A 24,137-nucleotide genomic window follows, 5' to 3' on the forward strand; every position below is an offset into this window, starting at 1 on the left:
CCACGGAATTGGCGCAAAACACTATCTGATCCAATGGTCTTTGATCCGAGGCTAGAACCCATTCTCCGAGAATTGGAGTTGCTTGATTCAGATGGTATGCCTACTAGGCCCTTACTTCTTGATGCAATCGATAGATGGCACTTTTTTGATCGGGAGACCAACGAGCCATCCATCGAAGTGAAGGCGTTTTTGGAAGAGGTTGCAGAAGACACTTGGCGAACAGCTTCCCAAGCCGACCAAAATCATGTTCTAGCCAGCCTAAAAAGCGGATCACTTTCCTTAGAAGGATGGTTCGCAAACCGCTGGCGCTTTGGTGTTTGGCTAAGCGACGACGAAATAGAGAGGAGCGAAGATCTGTTTGGCTTCCATTCGGCACTTAGCTGGCTTGTAGTTTTGTACATCAAAAACGGCTTAAAAGAAGCCCGGTATTTGACTTAGTCAAGGTACTCCGGGATCCACCAGTTTGTATTCTTGAAAATTGAAATGCCGACGAAAAACGGACCTCTGAATAACAAATCCAAATATCAGCAAAGTCCGAAATGCTGCCGTTGTATGCACGCGTTAGATAACCTCACCAATAATCAACTATTCAACACAGCCCCTGATCATCAGAGCTTTTCTACCAGCCGTGACCATCACCCCTAGGCCGCATGCCACTGGGCAGGCGCAAGTGGCGTAGACACACTGCTAAAGGCCTGCCGCAGGAACTCAGACATCTCACCCACGATATGAGAACCGGTTACTTCGGCGCCGTACAGGTTGATCTTTTGTACCGGCAGGTCCGGCAGGCTGCCACCATGGTCGATCTGCACCAGGTGCTGTGGTTCGGTGCCATCAATCATCGTTTGCACCGCCAGATCCGCTGCAACGGTCACCTCAATGGTGCGGTCGCTCTCGGTCTCGACAACCATATCCCACGAGATCCCCGCCTTATCCAGCCGTTCCACCGCCTTGGGGCGAAAGGTGCAATAGCGGCAAAACGCCATCGGCAGTGGGCGCTGTCGCCAGGCTGCCCCACCGGGCGCGCCAATCCAGCGCAGCGGACGCTCGGCCAGGGTTTCGCTTTCATCATTGCTGGTACTTTCGGTGGTCAGGATCAGGTCACACTCCCCCTTGGCAAACTGCTCTTTCAGCTGCCGGGTATTGCTGGCGACCATCTGCACCCGCACGCGGGGATAGGCGGCATTGAACCGTTGCAGCACCTTGGGGATCGCCGGATAGACGATGTCATACGGTACCCCCAGCACGATCTCCCCCTCATAGACCTGGTCGGTCAGCCGTCCAATCACCTCGTCATTCAGCGCTACCATACGGCGCGCATAGGCCAGCAACTGCTCGCCCGAGGCCGTCAGCGCAATGGTCCGGCCCGAGCGATCCAGCAGCTGTAGCCCCAGCAGTTCCTCAAGCCGCTTCAGCTGCATCGACACCGCCGATTGGGTCAAATGCAGAAATCCAGCTGCACGTGTCACACCGCCATTGTCGGCCACGGCTACAAAAGATCGCAGGGTGGTGATGTCGAGATTCCGCATGATCACAATCCTTGATGAGTCAGTTCAAAAACATTCGTTTCCAATATCAATCACATTCCGCCATATACATCAACAGAATTGATCAACAGATCGCTAAACATCAAAATCGCCGGAAAGGACAAAGACAATGACCTATATCACAAACACCTGCGCCCCGACAGCAACTCGCCCATCCCTGATCTCAGGCCTGACTGCGCGTTTGGACGCTTGGAAACAGCGTCGTGCCCTGAAAGCTCTGGATGACAGCGCGCTGGAAGACATCGGCCTGACTCGCCGCGAAGCCAACACTGAAGCCCGCCGTGCCTTCTGGGATGCACCACAGACATGGCGCTGCTAAGCCGGTAAAACACCGCCTAAATACATGATGAAAAGGACGGGAGCCCAGAATGGCCCCGTCCTTTCGCGTTTTTCCGTCAAATTGACTACGAAATACTTGAATATATACTGCGTTCACCCGATATTTAGCGGGAGCGCAGCCATTCGTGGCGATGCAAGTGATTTTAACGGAGACCAAGACAAATGTCACAATTTGACACTATCCGATCCGCCGCGGGTTCCCGCGCTGCCGAGATCGACGCGGGCCTTCGCGCCCACATGAACAAAGTCTACGGCACCATGTCCGTCGGCATGCTGATCACCTTTGCGGTTGCTTGGGCTGTTGGCTCCAACCCTCAGCTGTTGAGCATCTTCCGCGATCCTATGACGCTGCAGCCCAATATCCTGGGTTATATCGTGATGTTTGCCCCCCTTGGCATGATCTTCCTGTTTAGCGGCATGATCAATAAATTGTCCGCGGCAGGCGCTCAAACGTTCTTCTATGTATTCGCCTCGGTAATGGGCCTGTCACTTAGCTGGATTTTTGTCGCCTTCACCGGTTTCTCTATTGCTCAGGTATTCCTGATCACCTCAATCGCTTTTGCGGGCCTGTCCCTGTATGGCTACACAACCAAGAAAGACCTGTCCGCTATGGGCACTTTCTTGATCATGGGTTTAATTGGTCTGATCGTTGCAATGATCGTAAACATCTTCTTGCAATCTACAGCCGTGATGTTTGCCATCTCGGCGATCGGCGTGCTGATCTTTGCTGGCCTGACCGCCTATGACACCCAAAAAATCAAAACCACTTACCTGCAGATGGCCCACTCAGGAGATCAGGAGTGGTTGGGCAAGGCCGCGATCATGGGCGCGTTGAACCTCTATCTGGACTTCATCAACATGTTCATGTTCCTGCTCCAGCTGTTTGGTAACCGCGAATAACCGCACCACCCATACCAAGTTTAGCAAGGGGCGGATCACAGTGATCCGCCCCTTCTCGTTTTAGAACCAGTGAGACCTGTCATGAAGATCATCGATATCCCCGCAACCGAAGCCGCGCGTCTGGTGCCCTTGCTGCAAGACGTGCATTCCCTGCACGTGGAACACCAGCCCAACCGCTTTGCTGCCAATCCCAGCGACCCAGAACTGGCAAGCTGGCTGCAGGACCGGCTCAGCAGCGATGAGACATATGCGCTTGGTGCTGAAAGCCCCACTGGCGCCCTGCTTGGATATCTGATCTATCAAGTTGAACACCGCCCCGCCCTGCCCGTACGGGCCGCCGAGACACGGGCCATGTTGCATCAAATTAGTGTACAGGCCCCCTGGCAGCGCATGGGTGTGGGCAAAGCGTTGATGACAGAGATGAAAGCCCAGGTCCGAGCTAAGGGGATCGAGATCATTGCCACCACCTATGCGCCCTTCAACGCAGCCTCAGCAGCGCTGATGGCAGGCATGGGGCTTGCCCCGATTCTGACCATAGCGGAATGGCGCGCCTGACAAGGTCGCCAGCTCAGCCAATTACCCCTGCGGCCCCAAGTCCTGTGTGATCACAGCAGGCGGGGCGCTTACATGCTGGGGCGCATTGGCCGGATCAAATCGCATTGCGCCAATCACCAGGGCCAGCATCGCCAGCCCCAATACACGCATCACTCGCAAACAAACTTGCATCTCGCACCTCCATCTCAAGGATAGGCTGTGCGATGATTGCGGCAAGACCATGCCATTCTTTTAACGGTAACGCTGTTTCTATCAGCAATTTAGCTGGAATTGACTCTAGTCAGGACCGTGTTTCTGCTTAACCGCAGGACAGAGGGATCGCCAAGGCCTCGGGCTGGACCTGTGACCGGCCCGTGCGATAGACCTTGCCCTGATGGTGACAGCCGGTCAGCTGTGTCACGCCGCCCAGCAGGGCTTTGTCAGCACCCGGCTCCAGCACATCCGCCCCCAGAGATCTTGGCCCACGCCCCACCAGAAAGGCTTCACCTCCAACTTCGGCAATGCTAACCATAATTTTGTGCCCGGCAAGTTGCACCGAATTGGCAGACGAGGCACTGCCCCCCCCTGCAGCCATCGCCAGATTTGCCAGCTCAGCCTGATTATACGAGGAACTGCTAACCTGGTAGCGCGGTAGCGACGTCGATGCAGAGCCGGACTGCGAGGCCATCAGCCGCGCGTCAGCACTTGGCGCAGAAGAGGACAGACCAACAGGTTCACTGCCAATCCCGGTAAATCCTGCCCCCTGCGGCGCCGGGCCGCAAGATGTCAGAACAAGAACAGTTAGCGAAGTCAGAGCAAATATACGTGTCATGGCGATCCTGTTTGGCAGCAAGCATATGCAGCAGGCCTACGCGACAAATGGGGCATGAGTGGGGCAATTGGCTCAGCTAAGGAACTGCCGCATCGTAACGGCAGGAAAATGAATACCAGGGGCTAGTTGAATATCAATTTGCTTTTCAACCTCAAATCCCACCGACTGGTAAAACGCAACCGCGGTCAGCGTCGAAGCACATTCCAACTCTTGCAACCCCGACTGACGCGCCGTTTTGATACTATGCCCAAGGATCGCACGTCCTACCCCGCGGCGCAGCGCCCGGTCATCGGTTACCACATGGCGAATATGCCCCTTGTCCGCCCTCTGGCGATCCCGAGTCCATCCGCCAGCCCCCAGAATATCACTGTCCTCCACGGCAACGTAATAGCTGCCACATTCAATCAGCTCGGGCCGGGCCCGGCTAATGATAGGCAACGCCGTTACCAGCACCGATGGTGGATAGTCTGGCTTAAGAAGGATCGGATAGCTACGGGCCAATAGCGCATCAACCGCAGCAAAATCGGCTCTGGTCGAGGCACGAACGGTAAAACTCATGATGGGCTCCTGCAAAACGAAACAGGGCCCCGCAATTGCGAGACCCTGTTGTCTGTCAATCCTGACAAAAAAGGCTTACTTGATTTTGCCTTCTTTGTACTCGACGTGCTTGCGTACAACCGGGTCATACTTACGGATGACCATTTTCTCGGTCATTGTCCGTGCGTTCTTCTTGGTCACATAGAAGTGGCCGGTGCCCGCGGTCGAGTTCAGGCGGATTTTGATTGTGGTAGGCTTCGCCATTGTGCTTCTCCTGCGTCCGAAAAGGCAGGGGCCTTCCGGTAAATCTCTATTCGAGGTCGGCTTGTACCCTCCCCAGCCCCCAAGTCAATAGGATTCGGTGGGGATATTTGCGCAGAGGGCCTATAAGCCGGATTTTGTTCCGGGGTTACCCCCTTCGATGACCATTCCTCTAGGGCGCGCATTGCTGCGAACCTCAAGCTGCCAACCCGACCCCTCTCGGTTAAAGCGTACCTAGCGGCGATATCCCGTTGCCGGGATCAGCCCACGCGGGGGTCCTATTTGGCATTGCTCCTGGTGGGGCTTGCCGTGCCGCTCCTGTTGCCAGCAGCGCGGTGGTCTCTTACTCCACCGTTTCACCCTTACCGCGTTTTGCCAAAGGCGAACCTCTGACACGCCGCGGCGGTCTGTTTTCTGTGGCGCTATCCGTCAGGTTGCCCTGCCCGGGCGTTACCCGGCACCAATGCCTTATGGAGTCCGGACTTTCCTCGCGGGGCTTACGCCCCCCGCGGCCATCCAGCCCTCTGCGCAGGGCGTGGTTAGGTCGAAGTGATGGGCGGGTCAAGGGCCAGCGCACGTGCCAGCGACTTATCCGCCTCACACGGTTCCCCTTTGGCCCAGGGCCGGTAACGATCACGAATAGCACGCAATAGCTCTGTTTCGCTGGCTGCGCAGCTATATCCAGCTGCCAAAGCCAAATCTACAAACGGCAGGTCTGCCCCGGAAATGCCAGCTGGTGTTGGTCGTGCCAGACCGCGACGCGCCAGCCGAGACCAGTCAAACCGAGCCCCCGGATCAAACTTGCGCCCCGGTGCCATGTCGGAATGACCAATCACATTCTGGCTTGGGATCGCCCAGCGTGTCATGATCTCTGACAGCAGCTGTTCCAGCATTGCCATCTGCGGCTCGGCAAAGGGATGATCGCCGCGATTGTCCAACTCAATGCCAATGGAGCGAGAGTTAATGTCGTCCAGCCTACACCACTCCCCGGCACCGGCGTGCCAGGCGCGCTGATCTTCGGCCACCATCTGCCAGCAAGTCCCGTCAGCACCAATCAGATAATGGGCCGAGACCTCGACAGAAGGGGCGCACAGCCGTTGCAACGCCGCCTCGGCGCTGTCCATCGCAGTATAGTGGATCACGATCAGTTTGGGCGTCAGCCCATCGCGGCGCGGCCCGAAATTCGGACTTGGATGCCAGCAAGCTGCAGCGGTATCTGCCGCGCCGCTCAGTTCTGCACCGCGTGCTGGAACAACAATGGATCCCAGCCACAAGCATAGCCATCGCCATCGGGATCAAGGGTCAGACGATCCCGGCGCGGGCCGCCATTTTCAAGAAACGCCTGTTGCGCCATGTCGGCTGACCGATAACCGGCACAATTGCGCTCGGCCTTGGTCCGCAGATTGATACCCGCACGCGTATAAATACGATTGCCCAGCGGATTGGTCGCACTCAGCGCGTAACTTACAACGTTGGGGCCAGCAGTGCCCTGACGAACAGGAACCGGTGTCGGTTCGATCACTTGATACTGTGAACGGTTTTGCTCAATCCTGTCGGCATCACTTTCAATGGTTTGCCGAGCTGAAACAGCGTCAAAACTATTTTCATCCGAAATGCCAGCATTGCCGACCACAACTGGCGCCGGATTTGATGGGCTGGCCTCAACCGGAGCCTGACCGGAATTGGATTGCGCAGCCGACAGCGCCGCTGCGGTTTCGTTGGCGATATCCGCACCGCTAAGAGTACCAGCCGAAGTTGTTGTGGCTGGGCTACGTGGTGCAGCCGTGGGTGTGGTCAGCGGTGTGCTGTCCACCTTGATCGGCGGCACCAACGGTTCACCCGTGATGGTGCTCCCCGCTGGCAGCGGCGCGTCAAAGGGACTGGTGTCAAAACCGGCTTCGGCCCCGCTATCGGGAATAGGCGGCGTACAGGCAGCCAAGGCCAGTACACTGCCCACAGTGATGAGGGATACAAAGTTACGCATATTTATTACCTGCCGGTTCTGCTCGTGTTTGCGCGGATGCTTACCACCATTTGCCCGGTTTGGCTACAAACCCGGCTGCGTTCTCTAGCGCATAGGCGGTGTTCAGCAAATCACCCTCGTCCCATGGCTTACCAATCAGCTGCAGACCAAGCGGCAGACCCTGCGCATCCAGACCAGTCGGAACCGAGATCCCCGGCAGACCTGCCAGGTTCACAGTCACGGTGAAGACATCGTTCAGATACATCTGTACCGGATCCGCATCTGTCATCTCACCCAGACCAAAGGCCGCCGAAGGTGTCGCAGGGGTCAGGATCGCATCCACACCCGCAGCAAAGACATCCTCAAAATCTTTCTTGATCAGCGTACGCACGCGACGGGCGCGGTTGTAATAGGCGTCATAGAAACCAGCCGACAGAACATAAGTCCCGATCATCACCCGGCGCTGCACCTCGTGGCCAAAGCCCTCGGCGCGGGTTTTCTCGTACATCTCGGTAATGCCGTCACCCGCCTCAAGCGTGGCACGGTGGCCATAGCGCACGCCGTCATAACGGGCCAGATTGGACGAGGCCTCAGCTGGCGCAATCACATAATAGGCAGGCAACGCGTATTTGGTGTGCGGCAGCGAGATATCAACGATCTCGGCGCCAGCAGCTTTCAGCATCGCGGTGCCATCGGCCCAGAGCTGTTCGATTTCACCGGGCATACCGTCCATGCGGTATTCCTTGGGGATACCGATTTTCTTGCCCTTAATGTCGCCAGTCAGCATCGCCTCAAAATTCGGCACCGCCAGATCAGCCGAAGTCGAATCCTTGGCGTCATGGCCACACATGGCTTCCAACATGATGGCAGCATCACGCACCGACTTGGTCATCGGGCCAGCCTGATCCAGCGACGAGGCAAAGGCAACAGTGCCCCAGCGCGAGCAACGACCATAGGTGGGTTTGATGCCAACAGTGCCGGTGAAGGCTGCAGGCTGGCGGATCGAGCCACCAGTGTCGGTGCCGGTTGCGGCCAAACACAAATCAGCGGCCACAGCCGAAGCAGACCCACCGGATGAACCACCCGGTGTCAGCTCAGATTCACTGCCGTCACGACGCCAGGGGCTGACAGCATTGCCGTAAACTGAGGTCTCGTTAGACGAGCCCATGGCGAATTCGTCCATGTTCAGCTTGCCCAGCATCACCGCGCCATTGTCGATCAGGTTCTGCGATACAGTCGATTCATACTCGGGCTTGAAACCTTCAAGAATGCGACTGCCAGCCTGGGTGTCGACACCTTTGGTGCAGAACAGATCTTTGATGCCAATCGGCAGGCCACACATGGCAGGCGCATCGTCGCCCTTCAGGCGTTCATCTGCTGCTCTAGCGCGTTCCAGTGCCAGCTCAGGTGTTTTGTGGACAAAAGCATTCAGTGCGCCAGCAGCATCAATGGCCGTCAGGCAGGACTGGGTCAGCTCAACAGAAGTGGTTTCGCCTTTACGCAGCAGGTCGCGGGCCTCGGCCAGGCCCAGTTTGTTCAGATCAGTCATGCTCTTATTCCATTACCTTAGGCACAGCAAAGAAACCCTCGCGGGCGTCGGGGGCATTGGCCAGCACTTTGGGCTGTTGATTGCCATCGTTGACCACATCCTCGCGGCGTTTCAGACGCTGCGGCGTGACCGAAGTCATCGGCTCAACGCCTTCGACGTCAACTTCGTTCAGTTGCTCGATAAAGCCAAGGATGGTGTTGAACTCGTCTGCCAGCGCAGGCAGCGCGTCATCTTCTACCTTAATCCGGGCCAGTTTGGCCACTTTGGCGGCGGTGCTTTGGTCAATCGACATGGGAACCTCATATACGTTGCCTTGGCATTTACCGCTCTGGGCGCGCTGCTGCAAGCCTAGGTCGAACGGATATCGACCTTTGAGCAAAAATGGCTTGTCGGGAAGCCGGATCTGCGGTCACTTTGATCTCAAACACACTCAGTTGTTTGGGACAAAACCACCCAGAGCGGTGAACGGGAGAATTAGACATGAAAATCATCTGGCTCGGCCATGGCTCTTTCCGAATTGAGACCGGCGACAAGGTGCTGTTGATCGACCCCTGGCTCACCGGTAACCCGGTGCTACCCGAGGTCGCCCATGACAAGGCCATCGAAGGGGCTACGCATATCCTGCTGACCCATGTGCATTTTGACCATGTGGTGGATGTTCTGCCGCTGGCCAAGAAGCTGGGTCTTACAGTGGTCGGTCAGTACGACCTGATTGGCTATTGGTCCGAAACCCAAGAGATCAAAACAATTGGCTTCAACAAGGGCGGCACGGTTGATCTGGGTGGGGTTAAGGTTTCGATGGTCAACGCCACACACTCATCTACCTTTGCAACCGAAGACGGTCCTCGCGCTGGCGGCAGCGAATGCGGCTATATGATCGCCGCCGAGGGGCACATGATCTATGTCTCAGGTGACACCGACATCATGGCGGATATGGATTGGATGGGCGAATACTATCAGCCCGATATTGGCATCCTATGTGCCGGCGGTCATTTCACCATGGATATGCGCGGCGCAGCCTTTGCCGCCAAGAAGTATTTCAACTTCAAAACCGTGATCCCCTGCCATTACAAAAGCTTCCCCATTCTGGAGCAAAGCGCCGAGACTCTTACCAAAGCCCTGCCAGATGTTGACGTGATCGAGCCAGAAGTGATGCAAGCGATCGAGATCTAAAGAGCAGGACCGCGCCTGACCTTTGGGAGGTGCAAAGCGCCTTCCCGGGGCGAAGTTCAGGCGCGGTCCGGGCCAATTGCCCGAACGATTGAGACACAAACAAATGCTGCCCTCAGCACAAATAGAGTGATAAAATGCTTGAATTGAACGACTTGGAACGATGGCAACTCGTTTCAACTTTACTTACTGCGAAATTTCAATCTGAGAAGTCACGAGACCTCTGCGGGATAGAAGTAATCAACAAAGTAATCAAACATTGCCTTGAGGCCCCAGTAACTGATCCCGGTGTAAAATCCGTCTTCAATCGCTTCAAGGAACCCGAACGCTGGGAGCTTGAACCACTCTTCCCCGCCATCCTCGCCGCCAAGGACATAAAAGATGCCGGGCTGGCCACCACGTAAAAAGAGATCATTGATGCTCTCAGCGAATGCCTATTCCCATATGAGCTGACTGAAAAGGCTCACGAACAGGCATTGAAAATCATCAATGATAACTAGTTCATTTCACTCAGGCCGCACAAACGCCTGCCGCGCCTTCTGGGCCTTATTTCGACACACACAACCCCGGGCGTGATCATTCACAAGCCCCATCGCCTGCATGAAAGCAAAGGCGGTGGTGGGGCCGACAAATTTCCAGCCGCGTTTTTTCAGTGCTTTCGACAGCGACACAGATTCGGGGCTGGTGGTCTGGGTCTGTGGCTCTGGCAAATCTTTGGGATCCGGCTCAAAGCTCCAGAAAAACGCCGCCAATGAACCGGCCTCGGCCTCCAGCTCCAGCGCGCGTTTGGCATTGTTGACCACGGCATTGATTTTGCCGCGATGGCGGATGATGCCCGCATCTTGCAACAACCGCTCCACGTCATCCTCGGTGTATTTCGCCACCTTGCCGTAGTCAAACCCATCAAACGCCGCGCGAAAATTCTCGCGCTTGTTCAGGATTGTCCGCCAGCTGAGGCCCGACTGAAAACTCTCCAGACACACCTTCTCAAACAAACGGATATTGTCGCTAACCGGATAGCCCCATTCATTGTCGTGATACGGCAGAAACTCCGGCACCGAACCGCTCCAACTGCAACGATCCAGACCATCGGGGCCTGTGGTAATATTGCTCATAAAATGCGCTTTCCCTGCTTAATCCATCAAAAACTTCAGGCGCTCGTCAGCGCGCGCTGGTGAGATCTCGATGATCTCAGACGTTACCACACCCTCAACAACAAAGGGATCTTCGGCAACCAGAACCTGTAGCTCTTCCAGCGAGATGTTATGTGCCAGCACACCGCCACCCGCCATGGGCTTCATGCTGCCGACCAGCAAAAACACCCCGGCCTCAAACCCACGCTGGATCCAGGCCTTATGCCCCTCCATCAATTCGCTGGCGCGGTCTTTGTTGTTTGAGAATCTCAACAGCACGATGAACATCGGTGCACTCCTTATATTTTTGTTGTTCTGTAGATCTATGCCGCAGCCAAAGACTGTACCCAGCCCCGCATCTGGCTGACTTCTGCTTCGATAAAGTCGGCATCCCGAAAGGCCGTCGCCATAGTGGCAACGCCTTGGCTGCGTGCCAAGAGCTGCATCGCCAAGGCATCAGCCTCTTCGCCCTGCCCCAGTTGCGTAAACTGCGCTCGTAGCCAGTCCCGAAACAAGGTGAACACGGCGTTTGCGTGATCTTGCGAGGCATGATCCAGCTTGGCCAGCTCGGACACCAACGTGCCAACCGGGCAGCCGTACAAGACAATCTTGGCCTGATTGGCAATCAGGATTTGGATAAAACAGCCGATGCGCTCTGCCGGGCCCTGCCCCTCTGCTTGCCAGTCCCGCAGCATCGCGCGCGTCTTGGCCAACCGCAGATCAATCACCGCCGTCAGGATCTCATCCTTGGTTTTGAAGTGGTGATAAAAGTTGCCCCGCGAAATCCCAACCGAGCCAGAAATGTCAGCAAATGATGTATGCTCAAACCCGCGCTGATAAAACAGCAGGTCGGCAGCTTCGACGATTTTATCCCGCGTACTGGTCTTGGGCACCAGATGTCCCTCCAAAGTGATTCCACGCAAACTAGGACAATTGACCTAACATGAAAAGGCAAAATTAGGACAATCGACCTAATGCGCATCTCGACTTAGATTTAGGCTTATCAGAAAAGGGGCAATTCAGCGCTTGGCAGCAAAGAAATCCTTCAGCATTTTCTCTGCTTCATCTTCAGCAATGCCGTCATAAACTTCAGGAGAGTGATGTGCTTGCGGGTGTGAGAACACCCGCGCCCCATGGGCCACGCCACCAGACTTGGGATCAGACGCACCGTAATACACCCGCCCAATTCGCGCGGCGGCAATGGCGGCGGCGCACATAGCGCAGGGCTCTAGCGTCACATACAGGTCATAGCCCGTCAGTCTTTCCGAGCCAGTAGCAGCGCAAGCTTCGCGGATGCTTAGAATTTCGGCATGGGCGGTGGGATCACAGTGCTCACGGGTCCGATTACCCGCCACGGCCACCACCTGCCCCTGCGGGTCGATCAGCACCGCCCCCACCGGAACTTCCCCCCGATCCGCCGCCGCGCGCGCCTCGCTAAGCGCCTGTTCCATATGAGATTTGAAAACCATGCCTCTAATTGCCTTGGAAAGTATGCTTTCGCAACCGCTCAGAATGGTCTAAGGGCGGGTTATGACCCAATCTCAGACCCCTCCCGCCGGCGCCACCCCAACTGGTGATCGTATCGCCAAAGTGCTGGCCCGTGCCGGTATTGCCTCACGCCGTGAGGCGGAACGCATGATCAATGCTGGCCTTGTGACCGTCAATGGCAAGCAGATCGATAGCCCAGCGCTGAACGTCACGCCTCAGGATAAAATCACCGTCGACGGCAAACCCGTGGGTGATCCGGAACCAGCGCGGCTGTGGTTGTATCACAAGCCTTCGGGTCTGGTGACAACCAACAGCGACGAAAAAGGTCGGCGAACCATTTTTGACGAGCTACCCGAGGATCTGCCACGGGTGATGACGGTGGGCCGGTTGGATTTGAATTCCGAAGGCCTGCTATTGCTGACCAACGATGGCGGCATCAAGCGCCAGCTGGAACTGCCCTCAACCGGGTGGTTGCGCAAGTATCGGGTGCGGATCAATGGTCGCCCGCAAGAAAAAGACTTCGAGCCGCTGCGAAAGGGCATGGTGATTGACGGAGAACGCTTCCAGCCGATGGAAGTGGCGCTAGACCGTCAGCAAGGTGCGAACGCTTGGCTGACCATCGGTATCCGCGAAGGCAAAAACCGCGAGATCCGCCGCGCCATCGAAGACATCGGCTTTACCGTGAACCGGCTGTTGCGGGTGTCTTATGGTCCGTTCCAGCTGGGCCAGCTGAAACTGGGCGCGGTTGAAGAAATCCGCCGCAAAGTGATGCGCGACCAACTGGGGCTTGAGGCTGAGCCGGAACCGGAAAAGCCCAAGAACGCCAGACGCGTGGTGCGCAAGAAGCCCAGCACCATGGCAGGCAGACCTGGCCGACCCAAGCCACCCGAAGAGGATGAACGGCCCTATGGTCGTCGTTTTGCCAACAAGGGTCAGGGTCGGTCTGACGGCGGAAAACCCAGTGGCCGATCCGGTGGAAAGCCTACGGGTAAACCCGGCCGACGCCCCGATGGGCGTTCTGGCGGGCGCTCAGGTGGCAAGCCCGTTGGCAAGAATCCCCGTACGCGCTGATCGGCCCCATTCAAGGACGTTTCTGTGCTGCAAATTCCGTCTCTTCTGGATGTTGATGAGGGCTGGCCTCCCATCAACATTGAACATGTTTGGGTTGAAAGCACCGGCACAGAAAATGTCTTTCGTGTTCTGTCATCGCCCTTTTTCATAAAAGGGGCTGCCATCTCGGATGCCGTGAAATTGCAGAAAAGTGCTGATGGCGAAGTTGTCGGACACACCCCTGTTAGCCACTCAGGAAACACGACAATTTGGATGGCTGTAAAAGATGATGCTGCATTTGACAGCCTTTCGAAACAGTTGACCAACCTCAGCTGCACCTTCGAAGGGCTACGCAAATATTTTCTTCTTTCAGTCTGCCTCCCTGCCGAAACGTCTTTGGCGGAGTGTGACCACTTGGTGGAGCGATACCCAAACCAACACGGGCTTAGCATCGCTTTTCCGTGCCTTCGGCACGAAGACATCTAGCATTTTTGCTGCTGCTTCTTTGCAGCCAATGAACAACACCCGTCGGCAAGAATCCCCGCAGATGATCGCATTGCGCGCGAGTTCCCCCTAGCAACACGACCTGCTATCCCTTAGTTTCTTTGGCAGAACAGTGTCTTCGGGAGAACCCGCGTGCGGAAAATTGCCTTTGTGGCCCTATTGATCTTGATGTTCGGTCTGAGCACCGGCTGGATTGTGGGAGCTTAATCACATGGCCAAACGATTTGGCGGACAATTCAGCCCCGATGGAACCTCTGCCGAGGCGAATTCACCTGTGCAGAACTCTTATAAAAATGCGCAAACAGACCCAATTGGCCTGCGCTCAAATCTGATGTTTGTGCCACCTGCGGTGTTGCTGCTGTTTTCCCTGCTGGATGGGGCCAGCGGCCTTGCGTTAGGTTTGGTTGGCGCTGGCGTCTGGACCGCCGCTGCCTGGATGTTGCGCGAAGGCCTGCGTGCCGAAACGGCCTATAACGCCCGACGCGTGGCCAAACGCCCGGCCCTGCCGCGTAAGATCATCGCCTCCGTCCTAACCGGACTTGGCGGCGCAATTGCCGCCTGGAAAGCCGAACCCGGCATTTTGATCGCCGCCACCTATGGAGCTGCGGCTCTGGGTTTGCATATGGCGTCGTTTGGTCTGGACCCAATGCAAGACAAAGGTGTTGAGGGCATTGACGATTTTCAGCAATCCCGCGTGGCCCGTGTGGTGGATGATGCCGAAGAGTATCTGGCTGAAATGAAGGACGCCGCCCTGCGCGCCCAGGACCGTCAGGTCGAGGCCCGCATTGAGCAATTCCAATCCGTCGCCCGCGACCTGTTCCGTACGGTTGAGGAAGACCCGCGTGACCTGACCGCCGCGCGCAAGTACATGACCGTGTATTTGCAGGGTGCGCGTGATGCGACGGTGAAATTTGCCGATATCTATGGCCGCAGCGGTGACGCTCAGGCCCGTACCGACTATCTGTCACTGCTGGATGATCTGGAACAGAACTTTGCCGCCCGCAACCGCAAGATGCTGCTCGAAGATCGCAGCGATCTGACCATTGAAATTGACGTGCTGCGCGATCGTTTGCAGCGCGAAGGGGTCCATCTGGATCTGACCTGATTAATATAAGGAATGACTTTATGTCCGAGATTGTAAAACAGAAAGCCGTCGAAGCAGAAACTCTGGTCAAGGAAACCACCGCGATTGTACTGCCTGAGCCCGTGGCCGAGATCCAGACGCTGGAACAGGCTGACGCGCCACAAAGCGAAGCAATCCGTGTTCGCATGGATCAGCTGAACATGGCAGACACCAACTCGATCATCGAGTTCGGATCAGCTGCTCAGGCAGAGCTGCAGGTTATCTCGCAGGCGATGCTGGCAGATGTGCGCAACAAGGATGTGGGCCCTGCGGGCGATAGCTTGCGCGATATTGTCACCACCATTCGCGGCTTTTCTGTCTCGGAACTGGATGTGCGCCGCAAGCCAAGTTTTTGGGAGCGTATCCTTGGCAAGGCTGCCCCATTTGCCAAGTTCACTGCCCGCTTTGAAACCGTACAGGGCCAGATCGACAAGATCACCGACAACCTGCTGGGTCATGAACACACGCTGCTAAAGGACATCAAATCGCTGGATGTGCTCTATGCCAAAACGCTGGAATTCTATGACGAGCTGGGCCTGTATATTGCCGCTGGTCAGGAAAAGCTTACTGAGCTGGATGGCACCACCATCCCCGCCAAAGAGGCCGAAGTAAACGCCGCACCAGAAGGCGAGCAGGTGATGCAGGCGCAGGAACTGCGCGACATCCGCGCTGCTCGCGATGATCTGGAACGCCGGATGCATGATCTGAAACTGACCCGTCAGGTCACCATGCAGTCGCTGCCCTCGATCCGTTTGGTGCAGGAAAACGACAAGTCGCTGGTCACCAAGATCAACTCGACTCTGGTGAATACCGTGCCGCTGTGGGAAACCCAGCTGGCCCAGGCGGTGACCATCCAGCGCAGCGCCGAGGCAGCCAAAGCCGTGCGCGAAGCCAACGACCTGACCAACGAGCTGCTGACCGCCAATGCCGCCAACCTGCGGTCCAGCAACAAAATGGTGCGCGAAGAAATGGAACGCGGTGTGTTCGACATCGAAGCGGTGAAACAGGCCAATGCTGATCTGATTGGCACCATCCAAGACAGTCTGGCCATCGCCGACGAAGGCAAAGCCAAACGTGCGGCTGCCGAAGAAGAACTGAAGAAGATGGAGAGCGAGCTGCGCGACACCTTGGCCTCGGCCAAGGCCCGCAAGGATGGTGTCGGCGATACTGCTTCTTCTTCGGTGCCTGCTTAAGCAATGAAGGCCGGGGGGCTGGATACGCTGCGCAATCTGCCACGTAGTGCTGTTAGTCTGATCGGACTGACAGCTCTGGTGGCCTGCACGCCGTTCTTTCCCCAAGACAATCCGCCACTTACACCGCGCGAGCGGCCTGAGGATTTGGCACCACCGCCGCGTTCGGCTGAGAGCGAGCAATTGGTGAGCTACTATTCTGTGCTGCAACGCGATCTACTGACCCGCGGCTTGTTGCGTACTGATGGCGGCGGGCCGGATACGCCTTATGACTCTGACAAGCTGGTTCGCAATTTTGAGGCCATCGCCTTTTATGACGAATACGCCGGCAGTGGCAGTGGTGGCGCAGGTGGGCTAAGCCGCTGGCCGGGGCCGGTGCGGCTGCAGGCAGAATTCGGGCCGTCGGTTGCCGCAGATCGACGACAACAAGACCGCGAGTTCCTGACCAATTACGCCGCACGCCTAGCACGGATTACCGAGCATTCGGTCAGCACCTCATCAACCCGCGGCAATTTCCACGTTATCTATGCGGGCAAGGATGACGGTGAATTCATCCGCAAGCGGGTGCGGGAAATTTTGCCCAACATCAGTGCCGAGAACCTTGAGGTCTTTGCCAATCCGCCACGCAGTTTTTACTGTCTGGTGCTGGCTGGTGGTCCGCAACAAGATCCACTGTCCTATACCCGTGGGGTGGCGCTGATCCGGGATGAGCACCCGGATCTGGTCCGGCAAAGCTGCGTGCACGAGGAAGTGGCGCAGGGGCTGGGCCTGCGTAATGACAGCCCGCGCGCGCGTCCGTCTATCTTTAACGACGACGACGAATTTGCGCTGCTGACCAGCCATGACGAAAAACTGCTATCCATGTTATATGACAGACGGCTGCAACCGGGGATGAGCGCCGAGCAGGCCCGCCCAATCGCCCGTATCATTGCAAATGAATTGATGGGGGTGCCCGCAGAAGCGATGCCCCGTGCCTATTAATAAGAGGACCTGACTATGGGAATTTTTGATTTTCTGACCGGTGAATTCATCGACGTCATCCATTGGACCGACGACACCCGCGACACCATGGTCTGGCGGTTTGAACGCGAAGACCATGAAATCAAATATGGTGCCAAACTAACCGTGCGCGAAGGTCAGGCCGCTGTGTTTGTCCACGAAGGTCAGTTGGCCGATGTCTTCACCCCCGGTCTCTATATGCTCGAGACCAACAATATGCCGGTGATGACCACGCTGCAGCACTGGGATCACGGGTTTCAGTCACCGTTCAAATCCGAGATCTATTACGTCAACACCACCCGGTTTAATGATCTGAAATGGGGCACCAAGAACCCGATCATCTGCCGCGACCCCGAGTTTGGCCCGATCCGCCTGCGTGCCTTTGGCACCTATTCGGTCAAGGTGGCCGACGCCGCCCGCTTCCTGACCGAGATTGTTGGCACCGATGGTGAGTTCACCATGGATGAAATCTCGTTCCAGGTGCGCAATATCATCGTGCAGGAATTTTCACGCGTGGTGGCGGGCTCTGGCCTACCAGTGCTGGACATGGCTGCGAATACCGCAGATCTGGGCAAGCTGGTTGCCGCCGAGATTTCCAGCACCATCAGCGAGTACGGGCTGTCGATCCCCGAGCTGTATATCGAAAATATCTCGCTGCCACCTGCGGTTGAGGCAGCGATGGATAAGCGCACCCAGATGGGCATTGTTGGCGACCTGGGCCGCTACACGCAATTTTCAGCCGCCGAGGCGATGACCGCCGCAGCGCAAAACCCAAATGGTGGCATGGGTGCCGGTCTTGGCATGGGCATGGGTATGGGCATGGCGCAACAGATGGCAGCGGGTCAGGCCGCTGGTCCATGGGGCGCCCGCTCTGCCCCAGCTGCTGCCGCACCGGCAGCGCAACCGGCACCTGCGGCTGCGCCAATTGCCCCACCACCACCTCCCGTGGAACATGTCTGGCACCTAGCAGAAAACGGCCAGACCACCGGACCGTTTTCCAAAGCCCGGCTTGGGCGTATGGCTGTTGAGGGTGGATTGACCCGCGAAACCCATGTCTGGACCCCCGGTCAGGACGGTTGGAAACGCGCTGGTGATGTCGCCGAACTGGCGCAGCTGTTCACCATCATGCCACCACCTCCGCCCCCCCCGGCTGGATAACACCACGTCAGCACCCGACGTCCATTTGGCGGCGGGTGACCCTCATTTTTTGAACCTTTGCAAATCCGAGACCTGCCGTGACCACACCTCCACCGCCACCCGCATCACCAGACAGCCCCGCCGCTCCGGATGAGCGGCATCTTTTCCCTTGCGAGCAGTGCGGCAGCGACTACCGGTATGACCCCCAAAACCGCACTCTGACCTGCGATCATTGTGGGCATACGGATCAGATTGGGGGCGGGCCGTGGGAAGGCGCAGGCCTGCGTGAGCTGGATTTCGAGGCGGCCATTGCCCACCAGCTGCCTGAGGCTGAGATCGAAGTTACAAGAGTTTCGGCCTGTCCCAGCTGTGCAGCACAGGTAGAGTTTGACCCGCAAACCCACGCCAAGGAATGTCCGTTCTGCGCGACGCCTGTAGTGGTGGACACTGGTGAAAACCGGCATATCAAACCCAAAGGCGTGCTGCCCTTTGGCGTCGATGAACGCAGCGCCCATAAAGAAATGGCCAGTTGGTTGGGGCGGTTGTGGTTCGCCCCGAACGGACTAAAGGAATATGCGCGCAAGGGCCGCAAGATGCAGGGCATCTATGTGCCCTACTGGACCTTTGATGCTGATACAAAATCCAGTTACTCGGGCCAACGTGGTACCGTCTATTACGTCACCGAAACCCGGCAGGTGGATGGCAAGACCGTCAGCCAGCAGGTCGCCAAGGTGCGCTGGACGCCCGCCTCAGGCCGGGTGAAGCGCTGGTTTGATGATGTGCTGGTGCTGGCTTCTAAAAGCCTGCCCAAAAAATACACCGAAGCGCTGGAGCCCTGGGATCTGTCGTCAATGGAACCCTATCAGCCACAGTATCTGGCCGGGTTCCGGGCCGAGGCCTATGCGGTGGAGCTAGAGGACGGATACACCGAGGCCCGCTCCAAGATGGACAGGGTAATCGAACGGGATGTGCGATTTGACATCGGCGGAGACCGACAGCGCATTCATGACATCAGCACTACGGTGACCGATGTGACGTTCAAGCATGTGCTGCTTCCGGTCTGGCTGGCGGCCTACAAATACCGCGGCAAGACCTATCGGTTTGTGGTCAACGGCCAATCTGGACGGGTGCAGGGGGAACGCCCCTATTCCGCATGGAAGATTGCAGGGGCTGTGGTTGTGGGGCTGATTGTTGCCGCAGGCATCGGCTATCTGGCGGCGCAACAATAAGAAACGGCCCGTGCAGGCAAACACGGGCCACTCTACCGAACCTTGATCTTCAAGGCCTAGTTCTGCGCGATTTCGATTTTCTTGGCTGTTTCCGGTGTCTCAAGCGCCTTTTTGGGAACCATCACATGCAGAACTCCCTCGGTCATCTGCGCCGATGCCGCTGCTCCATCTGCGTCGTCCGGCAGGCGGAACGACCGCCGAAAAGCGCCATACTGGCGTTCGCTAAAGAACCATGTATCGCCTGACTTCTCGGACTGGGTCTTTTTCTCGCCGCGAATGGTCAACACGCCGTTGTCCACTGACAGGTCGATATCCTCCTGCCCGACCCCTGGCAACTCCATCGCAATGTCATAGGATTCCTCACCTGACGAAGCTTCGGTCGCCGGGCTGAGCCAATCCGCCAGTCGGGAACCAAACCCGCGAAACGGATCGTAGAGAGATGGCCAGAAGCCTCCGGTTTCGGTTTTTTCTACCATGGTCTATCCTCCTTTCGTTACAGGCTTGATTATAGGATAGACTGGCAATTTGCGCCTTGATCTGACGCAAGACCTGCTCCGAACAGGTCTTATTTAATAGAACAACAGGTCATATTACAGGCCCAAGGCGGGCCACGTACATCAAGCTAACGCTGTCCGTTCCTCTGCTCATAATCGGCCTGCGCGATCTTGATCTCATCTGTGTGTGCCATCGCCCAATGCGCCAACCCCGAGATGTGATCCAACAAGGAAACACCCAGTGGTGTCAGACTGTATTCAACCGATGGCGGTCTTGTGCCAAACACCTCGCGGTGCACCAGCCCGTCGCGTTCCAGCCCACGCAAGGTCACGGTGAGCATACGCTGCGAGATGCCTTCGACGGCGCGTAGCAAGGCGCGGAATCGTTCGGGCTGTCGGCCCAGCCGCAGCACCACCAGGGCGCTCCATTTGTCGCCAACCCGGTCCAACACATCGCGCACCGGGCATGGTCCGCTGAACTCGTTCTTGATCCACTGATTAGCGCCATCAATGACCTGATCCACCGAGCAGGTGGTTACTTCGGTGTGCCCATCAGATGAAATCATGCCTCCTTTTGCGGTCAAAGCAGGTCTCCTATGTGTGGTTCCTAACAGTAACCATCATATCATGAGGAACCACGATGAGCCAGACAGTAGCCATTTTTGGAGCCACCGGCGCACAGGGCGCCCCCGTTGTCCGCGAAGCCATTGCCAAGGGGCTGACCGTACGCGCCGTGGCGCGCGATGCCGCCAAGATCCAAGCGATGCACCCCGAGGCGCAAGCCGTTGCGGCCACTCTCGACGATCAAGACGCACTGATTTCTGCGCTGAACGGGGTTGAGGCTGCCTTTGTCCACTTGCCCATGCCGCAGTCGCCAGACGACCCGCAAAAGTGGATGACAGCCCTGTTTACAGCCGCACACAAGGTGTCCCTGCCCTTGCTGGTCTATTCCACCAGCGGCACCGCCGGGTCACGCTACCCCTCATCTGCGATGATTGACGGGTCTACCGCCGGGATGCAGGCGGTGCTGGGCAGCGGCATTCCATCCATCGTGTTGCAGCCAACCGTCTATCTGGAAAACCTGCAGCCGGATCTGTTCCTGCCGCAGTTGAAGAGTGACGGGATTCTAGACTATCCGCCGCTGCCAAACTCGATCAAGGTCACCTGGACCTCACATCTGGATCAAGCCAAGGTGGCCGTTGCCGCCCTGTCGCGCCCTGATCTGGCTGGCAACAGCTATGAGATCGGCACCCCGGCAGCGCTGACAGGCGATGAACTGGCAGAGCTCTTGTCGGGCTGGGTTGGCAAGCTGGTCACATACCAGCCGATGTCGCCAACTGATTTTGGCGACCGTGTGGCGCAGGCCATCCACAACCCCGGCGCGGGTTTTGCTTTAAGCGACCTGTATGGGGCCCTGGCCCAGATGGGAGACGACGATATGGTGATCGATCTGGCCAAGATCGAAGAGACCTTTGGCGTGACGCTGACCTCGGTCGAGGACCATATCAAAAGCTGGGAAAAGGTTCTGACCCCGGCATAACCCCCAAGGCCCGAGCTGCCTCACGTAGCTTGGGCCTATCCCGGCAAGTTCGTGCGCCATTGCCCAGCAGGCCCATAAGTGCTTTAGCTCCTAAAGCAATTTATCATCAAACAGGGATGCCTTCAAAATGCGCGCATTGGTTCAACGGGTCAGCGAAGCTTCGGTCACCGTGGATGGACAGTTATTTGGTGAGATTGAGGCCGGCCTGTTAGTGCTGATCTGCGCTATGGAGGGTGATACCGAAGCGAAAGCCGATTACCTGGCTGCCAAGATCGCAAAGCTGCGGATCTTCAAGGATGACAATGACAAGATGAACCGCTCGGTCGCGGATATTGGCGGCAGCGTGCTGGTGGTTAGCCAGTTCACGCTGGCGGCCGACACCCGGCGCGGCAATCGACCAGGATTTTCCACCGCAGCCAGCCCCGCGCTTGGCGAGGAACTCTATCAGTATTTCGCAGCCAAACTGGGTGCATTGGAGCTGCCAGTCGCCACCGGACAATTTGGCGCGGATATGAAGGTGCGACTGTTGAATGATGGCCCGGTGACCATCTGGATGGATACCGAAGACAGCTGATCCAAGCCACCACGAGCTTGTCATGATGTCGCTTTTAAACCCTCGAAGGCAACGCTGCGGAAGCTGAATCAGCTCGACCGATCATCAGTTAAGTCCAATGGCATTAAATGTCAGACGATTCACATGATCTGCTGCTTTTTTGGGCAAAAGCAGACAGTTTGCTGTCTTTCAGCTTAGCAATTTCGGTCGGCTCAGAAAAAAGTTGAGTATCAGATAGTGGATAAACAGGTCGTATCCACCGTCCTAAACCCCGGTTTGCGCTTAAAAAACGACTCCATACCTCACGAACACGACTCTTAAACCGATAGAGTACGTGTTAGCGTCTGAAACAACGCTGGGCCTGTCTTCGAAATTTCTTGCCCGGGTGCCAGAAATACGCAAATCTTGTACCATCAAACAAAAAAATAAGACGCGCACAGCGTTTCACTCAACTGGGAGACCTTTATGAATAACCAACTTGATCACATGACCAGCCGTGTGACGGCCGGCAAGATGACCCGCCGCGAATTTATGGGCAAGGCCGCGGCACTGGGTGTCAGCGCCGTTGTCGCCAGCAGCATGTTTGCCGATGCGGCTCGCGCATCGGGCCCAGTCAAAGGTGGCACGCTGAAGATGGGTGTTCAGGGCGGCGAAAGCACCAACTCGCTGGATCCGGCACTGGCGGCATCGACCGTTCCAACCGTCAACCTGCGTAACTATGGTGACTGTCTGGTCAACGTGGGCGCCGATGGCAGCATCGAGCACCGCCTGGCGGAAAGCGTTGAAGCCTCGGCTGACGCCAAGACCTGGAACTTCAAGATCCGCAAAGGCGTTGAATTCCACAACGGCAAATCGCTGACACCAGAAGACGTGCTAAAAACCATGCAGCGTCACTCGAACGAAGATGCAACCTCGGGTGCCCTGGGCATCATGCAGGGCATCGAGTCGATGAAGGTTGATGGCGATTACTTCTCGGTCACTCTGAAAGGCGGCAACGCTGACCTTCCATACCTGATGGCTGACTATCACCTGCAGATCCAGCCCGATGGTGGCTTTGACGATCCGGCAGCGGGTATCGGTACAGGTGCCTATACTGTAGAAGTCAACGAGCCTGGCATCCGCCACGGTTTCAAGAAGTTTGCCAACTACTGGGATGACTCGCGCGGCCACGCCGATGAGATCGAAGTGATTGCGCTGAACGATTCCACAGCACGTACCGCTGCGCTGCAGTCCGGTCAGGTGCACATGATCGACCGTGTTGAGCCAAAGATCGCCAAACTGCTAGCACGCGCGCCCAACCTGGACGTCAAAACCGTATCTGGCCCCGGCCACTACGTGTTCATCATGCACGCCGACACCGGCCCGTTCGACAACAACGATCTGCGCATGGCGCTGAAACTGTCGATCAACCGTTCGGAAATGGTCGAAAAAATCCTGCGTGGCTATGGTTCGGTTGGCAACGACTTCCCAATCAACAAAGCCTACCCGCTGTTTGACGAGACCATTCCTCAGCGTGAGTATGACGCCGCTATGGCTGCCGAGTACTACAAGAAGTCTGGCCACGACGGCAGCCCGATCATTCTGCGCGTTGCAGATGGCGCCTTCCCAGGTGCGGTTGATGCAGCAGCGCTGTTCCAGCAGTCGGCCCAGGCGGCTGGCATTCCACTGGAAATCAAGCGTGAGCCAAACGATGGTTACTGGTCGGAAGTCTGGAACAAGCAGCCGTTCTGTGCGTCCTACTGGAGTGGCCGTCCTGTTCAGGATCAGATGTACACCACAGCGTACCTGTCGACTGCAGACTGGAACGACACCCGCTTCAAGAACGAGAAGTTCGACGAGCTGCTGTACGCGGGCCGTGACGAGCTGGACCAAGGCAATCGCAAGGCGATCTACTCGCAGATGGCCAATATCCTGCGTGACGAAGGCGGCCTGATCTGTCCAATGTTCAACGACTCTGTCGAAGGTGTGTCGAAGAGTGTTGGTGGCTGGGTCGAAGATCCAAACCTGACCTTGATGAACTGCATGGCCGGCGTACGTTGCTGGCTGGACGCATAGGGGCAGCATA

The 24,137-nt window shown here is 56.9% G+C and carries 31 protein-coding genes and 1 other RNA gene; 16 read left to right on the forward strand and 16 right to left on the reverse strand.

Features of this window, described 5'->3' with window-relative positions; translation table 11 throughout:
- Positions 1 to 33: 33 nt before the first annotated feature.
- Positions 34 to 438, forward strand: a complete 405-nt coding sequence (locus tag AC2T28_RS10285) for a hypothetical protein (RefSeq protein WP_486748880.1) — start codon at positions 34 to 36, stop codon at positions 436 to 438.
- Positions 439 to 641: 203 nt separating this feature from the next.
- On the opposite strand, the gene AC2T28_RS10290 is transcribed toward AC2T28_RS10285, so the two are convergent.
- Positions 642 to 1,529, reverse strand: a complete 888-nt coding sequence (locus AC2T28_RS10290; protein WP_486748881.1) for a LysR family transcriptional regulator — start codon at positions 1,527 to 1,529, stop codon at positions 642 to 644.
- A gap of 127 nt (positions 1,530 to 1,656) precedes the next feature.
- Here AC2T28_RS10290 and AC2T28_RS10295 point away from each other — a divergent pair, with 127 nt between their 5' ends.
- From AC2T28_RS10295 to AC2T28_RS10305, 3 genes are all read left to right on the forward strand, one after another.
- Positions 1,657 to 1,866, forward strand: a complete 210-nt coding sequence (locus tag AC2T28_RS10295) for a DUF1127 domain-containing protein (RefSeq protein ID WP_486748882.1) — start codon at positions 1,657 to 1,659, stop codon at positions 1,864 to 1,866.
- 182 nt (positions 1,867 to 2,048) lie between these two features.
- On the forward strand, positions 2,049 to 2,786 hold the full coding sequence (locus tag AC2T28_RS10300) for a Bax inhibitor-1/YccA family protein (protein WP_486748883.1): 738 nt from the start codon (positions 2,049 to 2,051) through the stop codon (positions 2,784 to 2,786).
- Between the two features lie 81 nt (positions 2,787 to 2,867).
- On the forward strand, positions 2,868 to 3,341 hold the full coding sequence (locus tag AC2T28_RS10305; protein WP_486748884.1) for a GNAT family N-acetyltransferase: 474 nt from the start codon (positions 2,868 to 2,870) through the stop codon (positions 3,339 to 3,341).
- A 21-nt stretch (positions 3,342 to 3,362) separates the two neighbouring features.
- On the opposite strand, the gene AC2T28_RS10310 is transcribed toward AC2T28_RS10305, so the two are convergent.
- The 9 genes from AC2T28_RS10310 to gatC all read right to left on the reverse strand — a co-directional run bounded on the left by AC2T28_RS10310 (position 3,363) and on the right by gatC (position 8,754).
- Positions 3,363 to 3,512, reverse strand: coding sequence for a hypothetical protein (locus AC2T28_RS10310; RefSeq protein WP_486748885.1), 150 nt, complete (start codon positions 3,510 to 3,512; stop codon positions 3,363 to 3,365).
- 127 nt (positions 3,513 to 3,639) lie between these two features.
- Complete coding sequence (locus AC2T28_RS10315; protein ID WP_486748886.1) at positions 3,640 to 4,152, reverse strand: hypothetical protein; 513 nt, start codon at positions 4,150 to 4,152, stop codon at positions 3,640 to 3,642.
- 72 nt (positions 4,153 to 4,224) lie between these two features.
- A complete protein-coding gene (locus AC2T28_RS10320; RefSeq protein WP_486748887.1) occupies positions 4,225 to 4,710 on the reverse strand; it encodes a GNAT family N-acetyltransferase in 486 nt (161 codons plus the stop codon).
- A 75-nt stretch (positions 4,711 to 4,785) separates the two neighbouring features.
- Complete coding sequence (rpmG, locus tag AC2T28_RS10325; protein WP_008206879.1) at positions 4,786 to 4,953, reverse strand: 50S ribosomal protein L33; 168 nt, start codon at positions 4,951 to 4,953, stop codon at positions 4,786 to 4,788.
- Between the two features lie 107 nt (positions 4,954 to 5,060).
- Positions 5,061 to 5,478: RNase P RNA component class A (gene rnpB / locus AC2T28_RS10330), an RNA gene on the reverse strand.
- An 11-nt stretch (positions 5,479 to 5,489) separates the two neighbouring features.
- The gene (locus tag AC2T28_RS10335) at positions 5,490 to 6,182 is read right to left on the reverse strand and encodes an N-acetylmuramoyl-L-alanine amidase (protein ID WP_486748971.1); all 693 of its coding nucleotides are present in this window, start codon (positions 6,180 to 6,182) and stop codon (positions 5,490 to 5,492) included.
- Positions 6,179 to 6,934, reverse strand: a complete 756-nt coding sequence (locus AC2T28_RS10340) for a hypothetical protein (RefSeq protein ID WP_486748888.1) — start codon at positions 6,932 to 6,934, stop codon at positions 6,179 to 6,181. The genes AC2T28_RS10335 and AC2T28_RS10340 overlap by 4 nt, the downstream gene beginning before the upstream one ends.
- 40 nt (positions 6,935 to 6,974) lie before the next feature.
- Positions 6,975 to 8,462: an Asp-tRNA(Asn)/Glu-tRNA(Gln) amidotransferase subunit GatA gene (gene gatA, locus AC2T28_RS10345; RefSeq protein ID WP_486748889.1), complete on the reverse strand. Its 1,488-nt coding sequence runs from the start codon at positions 8,460 to 8,462 to the stop codon at positions 6,975 to 6,977.
- A gap of 4 nt (positions 8,463 to 8,466) precedes the next feature.
- On the reverse strand, positions 8,467 to 8,754 hold the full coding sequence (gene gatC / locus AC2T28_RS10350) for an Asp-tRNA(Asn)/Glu-tRNA(Gln) amidotransferase subunit GatC (protein ID WP_167682559.1): 288 nt from the start codon (positions 8,752 to 8,754) through the stop codon (positions 8,467 to 8,469).
- Positions 8,755 to 8,942: 188 nt separating this feature from the next.
- Here gatC and AC2T28_RS10355 point away from each other — a divergent pair, with 188 nt between their 5' ends.
- Both AC2T28_RS10355 and AC2T28_RS10360 read left to right on the forward strand, forming a co-directional pair.
- Positions 8,943 to 9,635 carry a metal-dependent hydrolase gene (locus AC2T28_RS10355; RefSeq protein ID WP_486748890.1) on the forward strand — a complete coding sequence of 231 codons (693 nt, stop codon included), beginning with the start codon at positions 8,943 to 8,945 and terminating at the stop codon, positions 9,633 to 9,635.
- A gap of 134 nt (positions 9,636 to 9,769) precedes the next feature.
- Entirely contained in the window at positions 9,770 to 10,036 is a 267-nt protein-coding gene (locus AC2T28_RS10360; RefSeq protein ID WP_486748891.1) for a hypothetical protein, read from the forward strand.
- Between the two features lie 102 nt (positions 10,037 to 10,138).
- Here AC2T28_RS10360 and AC2T28_RS10365 read toward each other — a convergent pair whose 3' ends face one another.
- From AC2T28_RS10365 to AC2T28_RS10380, 4 genes are all read right to left on the reverse strand, one after another.
- Positions 10,139 to 10,747, reverse strand: a complete 609-nt coding sequence (locus AC2T28_RS10365) for a DNA-3-methyladenine glycosylase I (RefSeq protein ID WP_486748892.1) — start codon at positions 10,745 to 10,747, stop codon at positions 10,139 to 10,141.
- Positions 10,748 to 10,765: 18 nt separating this feature from the next.
- The gene (locus AC2T28_RS10370) at positions 10,766 to 11,053 is read right to left on the reverse strand and encodes a YciI family protein (RefSeq protein ID WP_486748893.1); all 288 of its coding nucleotides are present in this window, start codon (positions 11,051 to 11,053) and stop codon (positions 10,766 to 10,768) included.
- Between the two features lie 35 nt (positions 11,054 to 11,088).
- Positions 11,089 to 11,658: a TetR/AcrR family transcriptional regulator gene (locus AC2T28_RS10375; protein ID WP_486748894.1), complete on the reverse strand. Its 570-nt coding sequence runs from the start codon at positions 11,656 to 11,658 to the stop codon at positions 11,089 to 11,091.
- A gap of 126 nt (positions 11,659 to 11,784) precedes the next feature.
- Complete coding sequence (locus AC2T28_RS10380; protein ID WP_486748895.1) at positions 11,785 to 12,234, reverse strand: nucleoside deaminase; 450 nt, start codon at positions 12,232 to 12,234, stop codon at positions 11,785 to 11,787.
- A gap of 61 nt (positions 12,235 to 12,295) precedes the next feature.
- Between AC2T28_RS10380 and AC2T28_RS10385 the strand changes: the two genes are divergently transcribed.
- From AC2T28_RS10385 to AC2T28_RS10415, 7 genes are all read left to right on the forward strand, one after another.
- Complete coding sequence (locus tag AC2T28_RS10385; RefSeq protein ID WP_486748896.1) at positions 12,296 to 13,324, forward strand: pseudouridine synthase; 1,029 nt, start codon at positions 12,296 to 12,298, stop codon at positions 13,322 to 13,324.
- Positions 13,325 to 13,348: 24 nt separating this feature from the next.
- A complete protein-coding gene (locus AC2T28_RS10390; RefSeq protein ID WP_486748897.1) occupies positions 13,349 to 13,789 on the forward strand; it encodes a DUF4265 domain-containing protein in 441 nt (146 codons plus the stop codon).
- Positions 13,790 to 14,018: 229 nt separating this feature from the next.
- Entirely contained in the window at positions 14,019 to 14,912 is an 894-nt protein-coding gene (locus AC2T28_RS10395) for a 5-bromo-4-chloroindolyl phosphate hydrolysis family protein (protein ID WP_486748898.1), read from the forward strand.
- A 20-nt stretch (positions 14,913 to 14,932) separates the two neighbouring features.
- On the forward strand, positions 14,933 to 16,123 hold the full coding sequence (locus AC2T28_RS10400) for a toxic anion resistance protein (RefSeq protein WP_486748899.1): 1,191 nt from the start codon (positions 14,933 to 14,935) through the stop codon (positions 16,121 to 16,123).
- A 3-nt stretch (positions 16,124 to 16,126) separates the two neighbouring features.
- Positions 16,127 to 17,101, forward strand: coding sequence for a DUF2927 domain-containing protein (locus tag AC2T28_RS10405; protein WP_486748900.1), 975 nt, complete (start codon positions 16,127 to 16,129; stop codon positions 17,099 to 17,101).
- A 15-nt stretch (positions 17,102 to 17,116) separates the two neighbouring features.
- Positions 17,117 to 18,277: an SPFH domain-containing protein gene (locus AC2T28_RS10410; protein WP_486748901.1), complete on the forward strand. Its 1,161-nt coding sequence runs from the start codon at positions 17,117 to 17,119 to the stop codon at positions 18,275 to 18,277.
- A 77-nt stretch (positions 18,278 to 18,354) separates the two neighbouring features.
- On the forward strand, positions 18,355 to 19,485 hold the full coding sequence (locus AC2T28_RS10415; protein WP_486748902.1) for a TFIIB-type zinc ribbon-containing protein: 1,131 nt from the start codon (positions 18,355 to 18,357) through the stop codon (positions 19,483 to 19,485).
- A 56-nt stretch (positions 19,486 to 19,541) separates the two neighbouring features.
- Here the strand turns inward: AC2T28_RS10415 and AC2T28_RS10420 are convergent, their stop codons facing one another.
- Together AC2T28_RS10420 and AC2T28_RS10425 are read right to left on the reverse strand one after the other, a co-directional pair.
- Complete coding sequence (locus tag AC2T28_RS10420; protein ID WP_486748903.1) at positions 19,542 to 19,961, reverse strand: Hsp20/alpha crystallin family protein; 420 nt, start codon at positions 19,959 to 19,961, stop codon at positions 19,542 to 19,544.
- Between the two features lie 146 nt (positions 19,962 to 20,107).
- Positions 20,108 to 20,563 carry a winged helix-turn-helix transcriptional regulator gene (locus tag AC2T28_RS10425; protein ID WP_486748904.1) on the reverse strand — a complete coding sequence of 152 codons (456 nt, stop codon included), beginning with the start codon at positions 20,561 to 20,563 and terminating at the stop codon, positions 20,108 to 20,110.
- 56 nt (positions 20,564 to 20,619) lie between these two features.
- Between AC2T28_RS10425 and AC2T28_RS10430 the strand changes: the two genes are divergently transcribed.
- The 3 genes from AC2T28_RS10430 (at position 20,620) to AC2T28_RS10440 (ending at position 24,127) form a co-directional block, all read left to right on the forward strand.
- Positions 20,620 to 21,519 carry an SDR family oxidoreductase gene (locus AC2T28_RS10430; protein WP_486748905.1) on the forward strand — a complete coding sequence of 300 codons (900 nt, stop codon included), beginning with the start codon at positions 20,620 to 20,622 and terminating at the stop codon, positions 21,517 to 21,519.
- 127 nt (positions 21,520 to 21,646) lie between these two features.
- Positions 21,647 to 22,093 carry a D-aminoacyl-tRNA deacylase gene (dtd, locus tag AC2T28_RS10435; RefSeq protein WP_486748906.1) on the forward strand — a complete coding sequence of 149 codons (447 nt, stop codon included), beginning with the start codon at positions 21,647 to 21,649 and terminating at the stop codon, positions 22,091 to 22,093.
- A 444-nt stretch (positions 22,094 to 22,537) separates the two neighbouring features.
- Positions 22,538 to 24,127, forward strand: coding sequence for an ABC transporter substrate-binding protein (locus tag AC2T28_RS10440; protein WP_486748907.1), 1,590 nt, complete (start codon positions 22,538 to 22,540; stop codon positions 24,125 to 24,127).
- The last annotated feature ends 10 nt before the right edge of the window (positions 24,128 to 24,137 follow it).

It is taken from the genome of Parasedimentitalea nitratireducens, from assembly GCF_057444295.1.

Excerpts from the sequence above, each read along its gene's own strand:
- AC2T28_RS10285 (WP_486748880.1), top strand. The coding sequence starts at position 34 with ATGGTCTTTGATCCGAGGCTAGAACCCATTCTCCGAGAATTGGAGTTG.
- AC2T28_RS10290 (WP_486748881.1), bottom strand. The coding sequence starts at position 1,529 with ATGCGGAATCTCGACATCACCACCCTGCGATCTTTTGTAGCCGTGGCC.
- AC2T28_RS10295 (WP_486748882.1), top strand. The coding sequence starts at position 1,657 with ATGACCTATATCACAAACACCTGCGCCCCGACAGCAACTCGCCCATCC.
- AC2T28_RS10300 (WP_486748883.1), top strand. The coding sequence starts at position 2,049 with ATGTCACAATTTGACACTATCCGATCCGCCGCGGGTTCCCGCGCTGCC.
- AC2T28_RS10305 (WP_486748884.1), top strand. The coding sequence starts at position 2,868 with ATGAAGATCATCGATATCCCCGCAACCGAAGCCGCGCGTCTGGTGCCC.
- AC2T28_RS10310 (WP_486748885.1), bottom strand. The coding sequence starts at position 3,512 with ATGCAAGTTTGTTTGCGAGTGATGCGTGTATTGGGGCTGGCGATGCTG.
- AC2T28_RS10315 (WP_486748886.1), bottom strand. The coding sequence starts at position 4,152 with ATGACACGTATATTTGCTCTGACTTCGCTAACTGTTCTTGTTCTGACA.
- AC2T28_RS10320 (WP_486748887.1), bottom strand. The coding sequence starts at position 4,710 with ATGAGTTTTACCGTTCGTGCCTCGACCAGAGCCGATTTTGCTGCGGTT.
- rpmG (WP_008206879.1), bottom strand. The coding sequence starts at position 4,953 with ATGGCGAAGCCTACCACAATCAAAATCCGCCTGAACTCGACCGCGGGC.
- AC2T28_RS10340 (WP_486748888.1), bottom strand. The coding sequence starts at position 6,934 with ATGCGTAACTTTGTATCCCTCATCACTGTGGGCAGTGTACTGGCCTTG.
- gatA (WP_486748889.1), bottom strand. The coding sequence starts at position 8,462 with ATGACTGATCTGAACAAACTGGGCCTGGCCGAGGCCCGCGACCTGCTG.
- gatC (WP_167682559.1), bottom strand. The coding sequence starts at position 8,754 with ATGTCGATTGACCAAAGCACCGCCGCCAAAGTGGCCAAACTGGCCCGG.
- AC2T28_RS10355 (WP_486748890.1), top strand. The coding sequence starts at position 8,943 with ATGAAAATCATCTGGCTCGGCCATGGCTCTTTCCGAATTGAGACCGGC.
- AC2T28_RS10360 (WP_486748891.1), top strand. The coding sequence starts at position 9,770 with ATGCTTGAATTGAACGACTTGGAACGATGGCAACTCGTTTCAACTTTA.
- AC2T28_RS10365 (WP_486748892.1), bottom strand. The coding sequence starts at position 10,747 with ATGAGCAATATTACCACAGGCCCCGATGGTCTGGATCGTTGCAGTTGG.
- AC2T28_RS10370 (WP_486748893.1), bottom strand. The coding sequence starts at position 11,053 with ATGTTCATCGTGCTGTTGAGATTCTCAAACAACAAAGACCGCGCCAGC.
- AC2T28_RS10380 (WP_486748895.1), bottom strand. The coding sequence starts at position 12,234 with ATGGTTTTCAAATCTCATATGGAACAGGCGCTTAGCGAGGCGCGCGCG.
- AC2T28_RS10385 (WP_486748896.1), top strand. The coding sequence starts at position 12,296 with ATGACCCAATCTCAGACCCCTCCCGCCGGCGCCACCCCAACTGGTGAT.
- AC2T28_RS10395 (WP_486748898.1), top strand. The coding sequence starts at position 14,019 with ATGGCCAAACGATTTGGCGGACAATTCAGCCCCGATGGAACCTCTGCC.
- AC2T28_RS10400 (WP_486748899.1), top strand. The coding sequence starts at position 14,933 with ATGTCCGAGATTGTAAAACAGAAAGCCGTCGAAGCAGAAACTCTGGTC.
- AC2T28_RS10405 (WP_486748900.1), top strand. The coding sequence starts at position 16,127 with ATGAAGGCCGGGGGGCTGGATACGCTGCGCAATCTGCCACGTAGTGCT.
- AC2T28_RS10410 (WP_486748901.1), top strand. The coding sequence starts at position 17,117 with ATGGGAATTTTTGATTTTCTGACCGGTGAATTCATCGACGTCATCCAT.
- AC2T28_RS10420 (WP_486748903.1), bottom strand. The coding sequence starts at position 19,961 with ATGGTAGAAAAAACCGAAACCGGAGGCTTCTGGCCATCTCTCTACGAT.
- AC2T28_RS10430 (WP_486748905.1), top strand. The coding sequence starts at position 20,620 with ATGAGCCAGACAGTAGCCATTTTTGGAGCCACCGGCGCACAGGGCGCC.
- dtd (WP_486748906.1), top strand. The coding sequence starts at position 21,647 with ATGCGCGCATTGGTTCAACGGGTCAGCGAAGCTTCGGTCACCGTGGAT.
- AC2T28_RS10440 (WP_486748907.1), top strand. The coding sequence starts at position 22,538 with ATGAATAACCAACTTGATCACATGACCAGCCGTGTGACGGCCGGCAAG.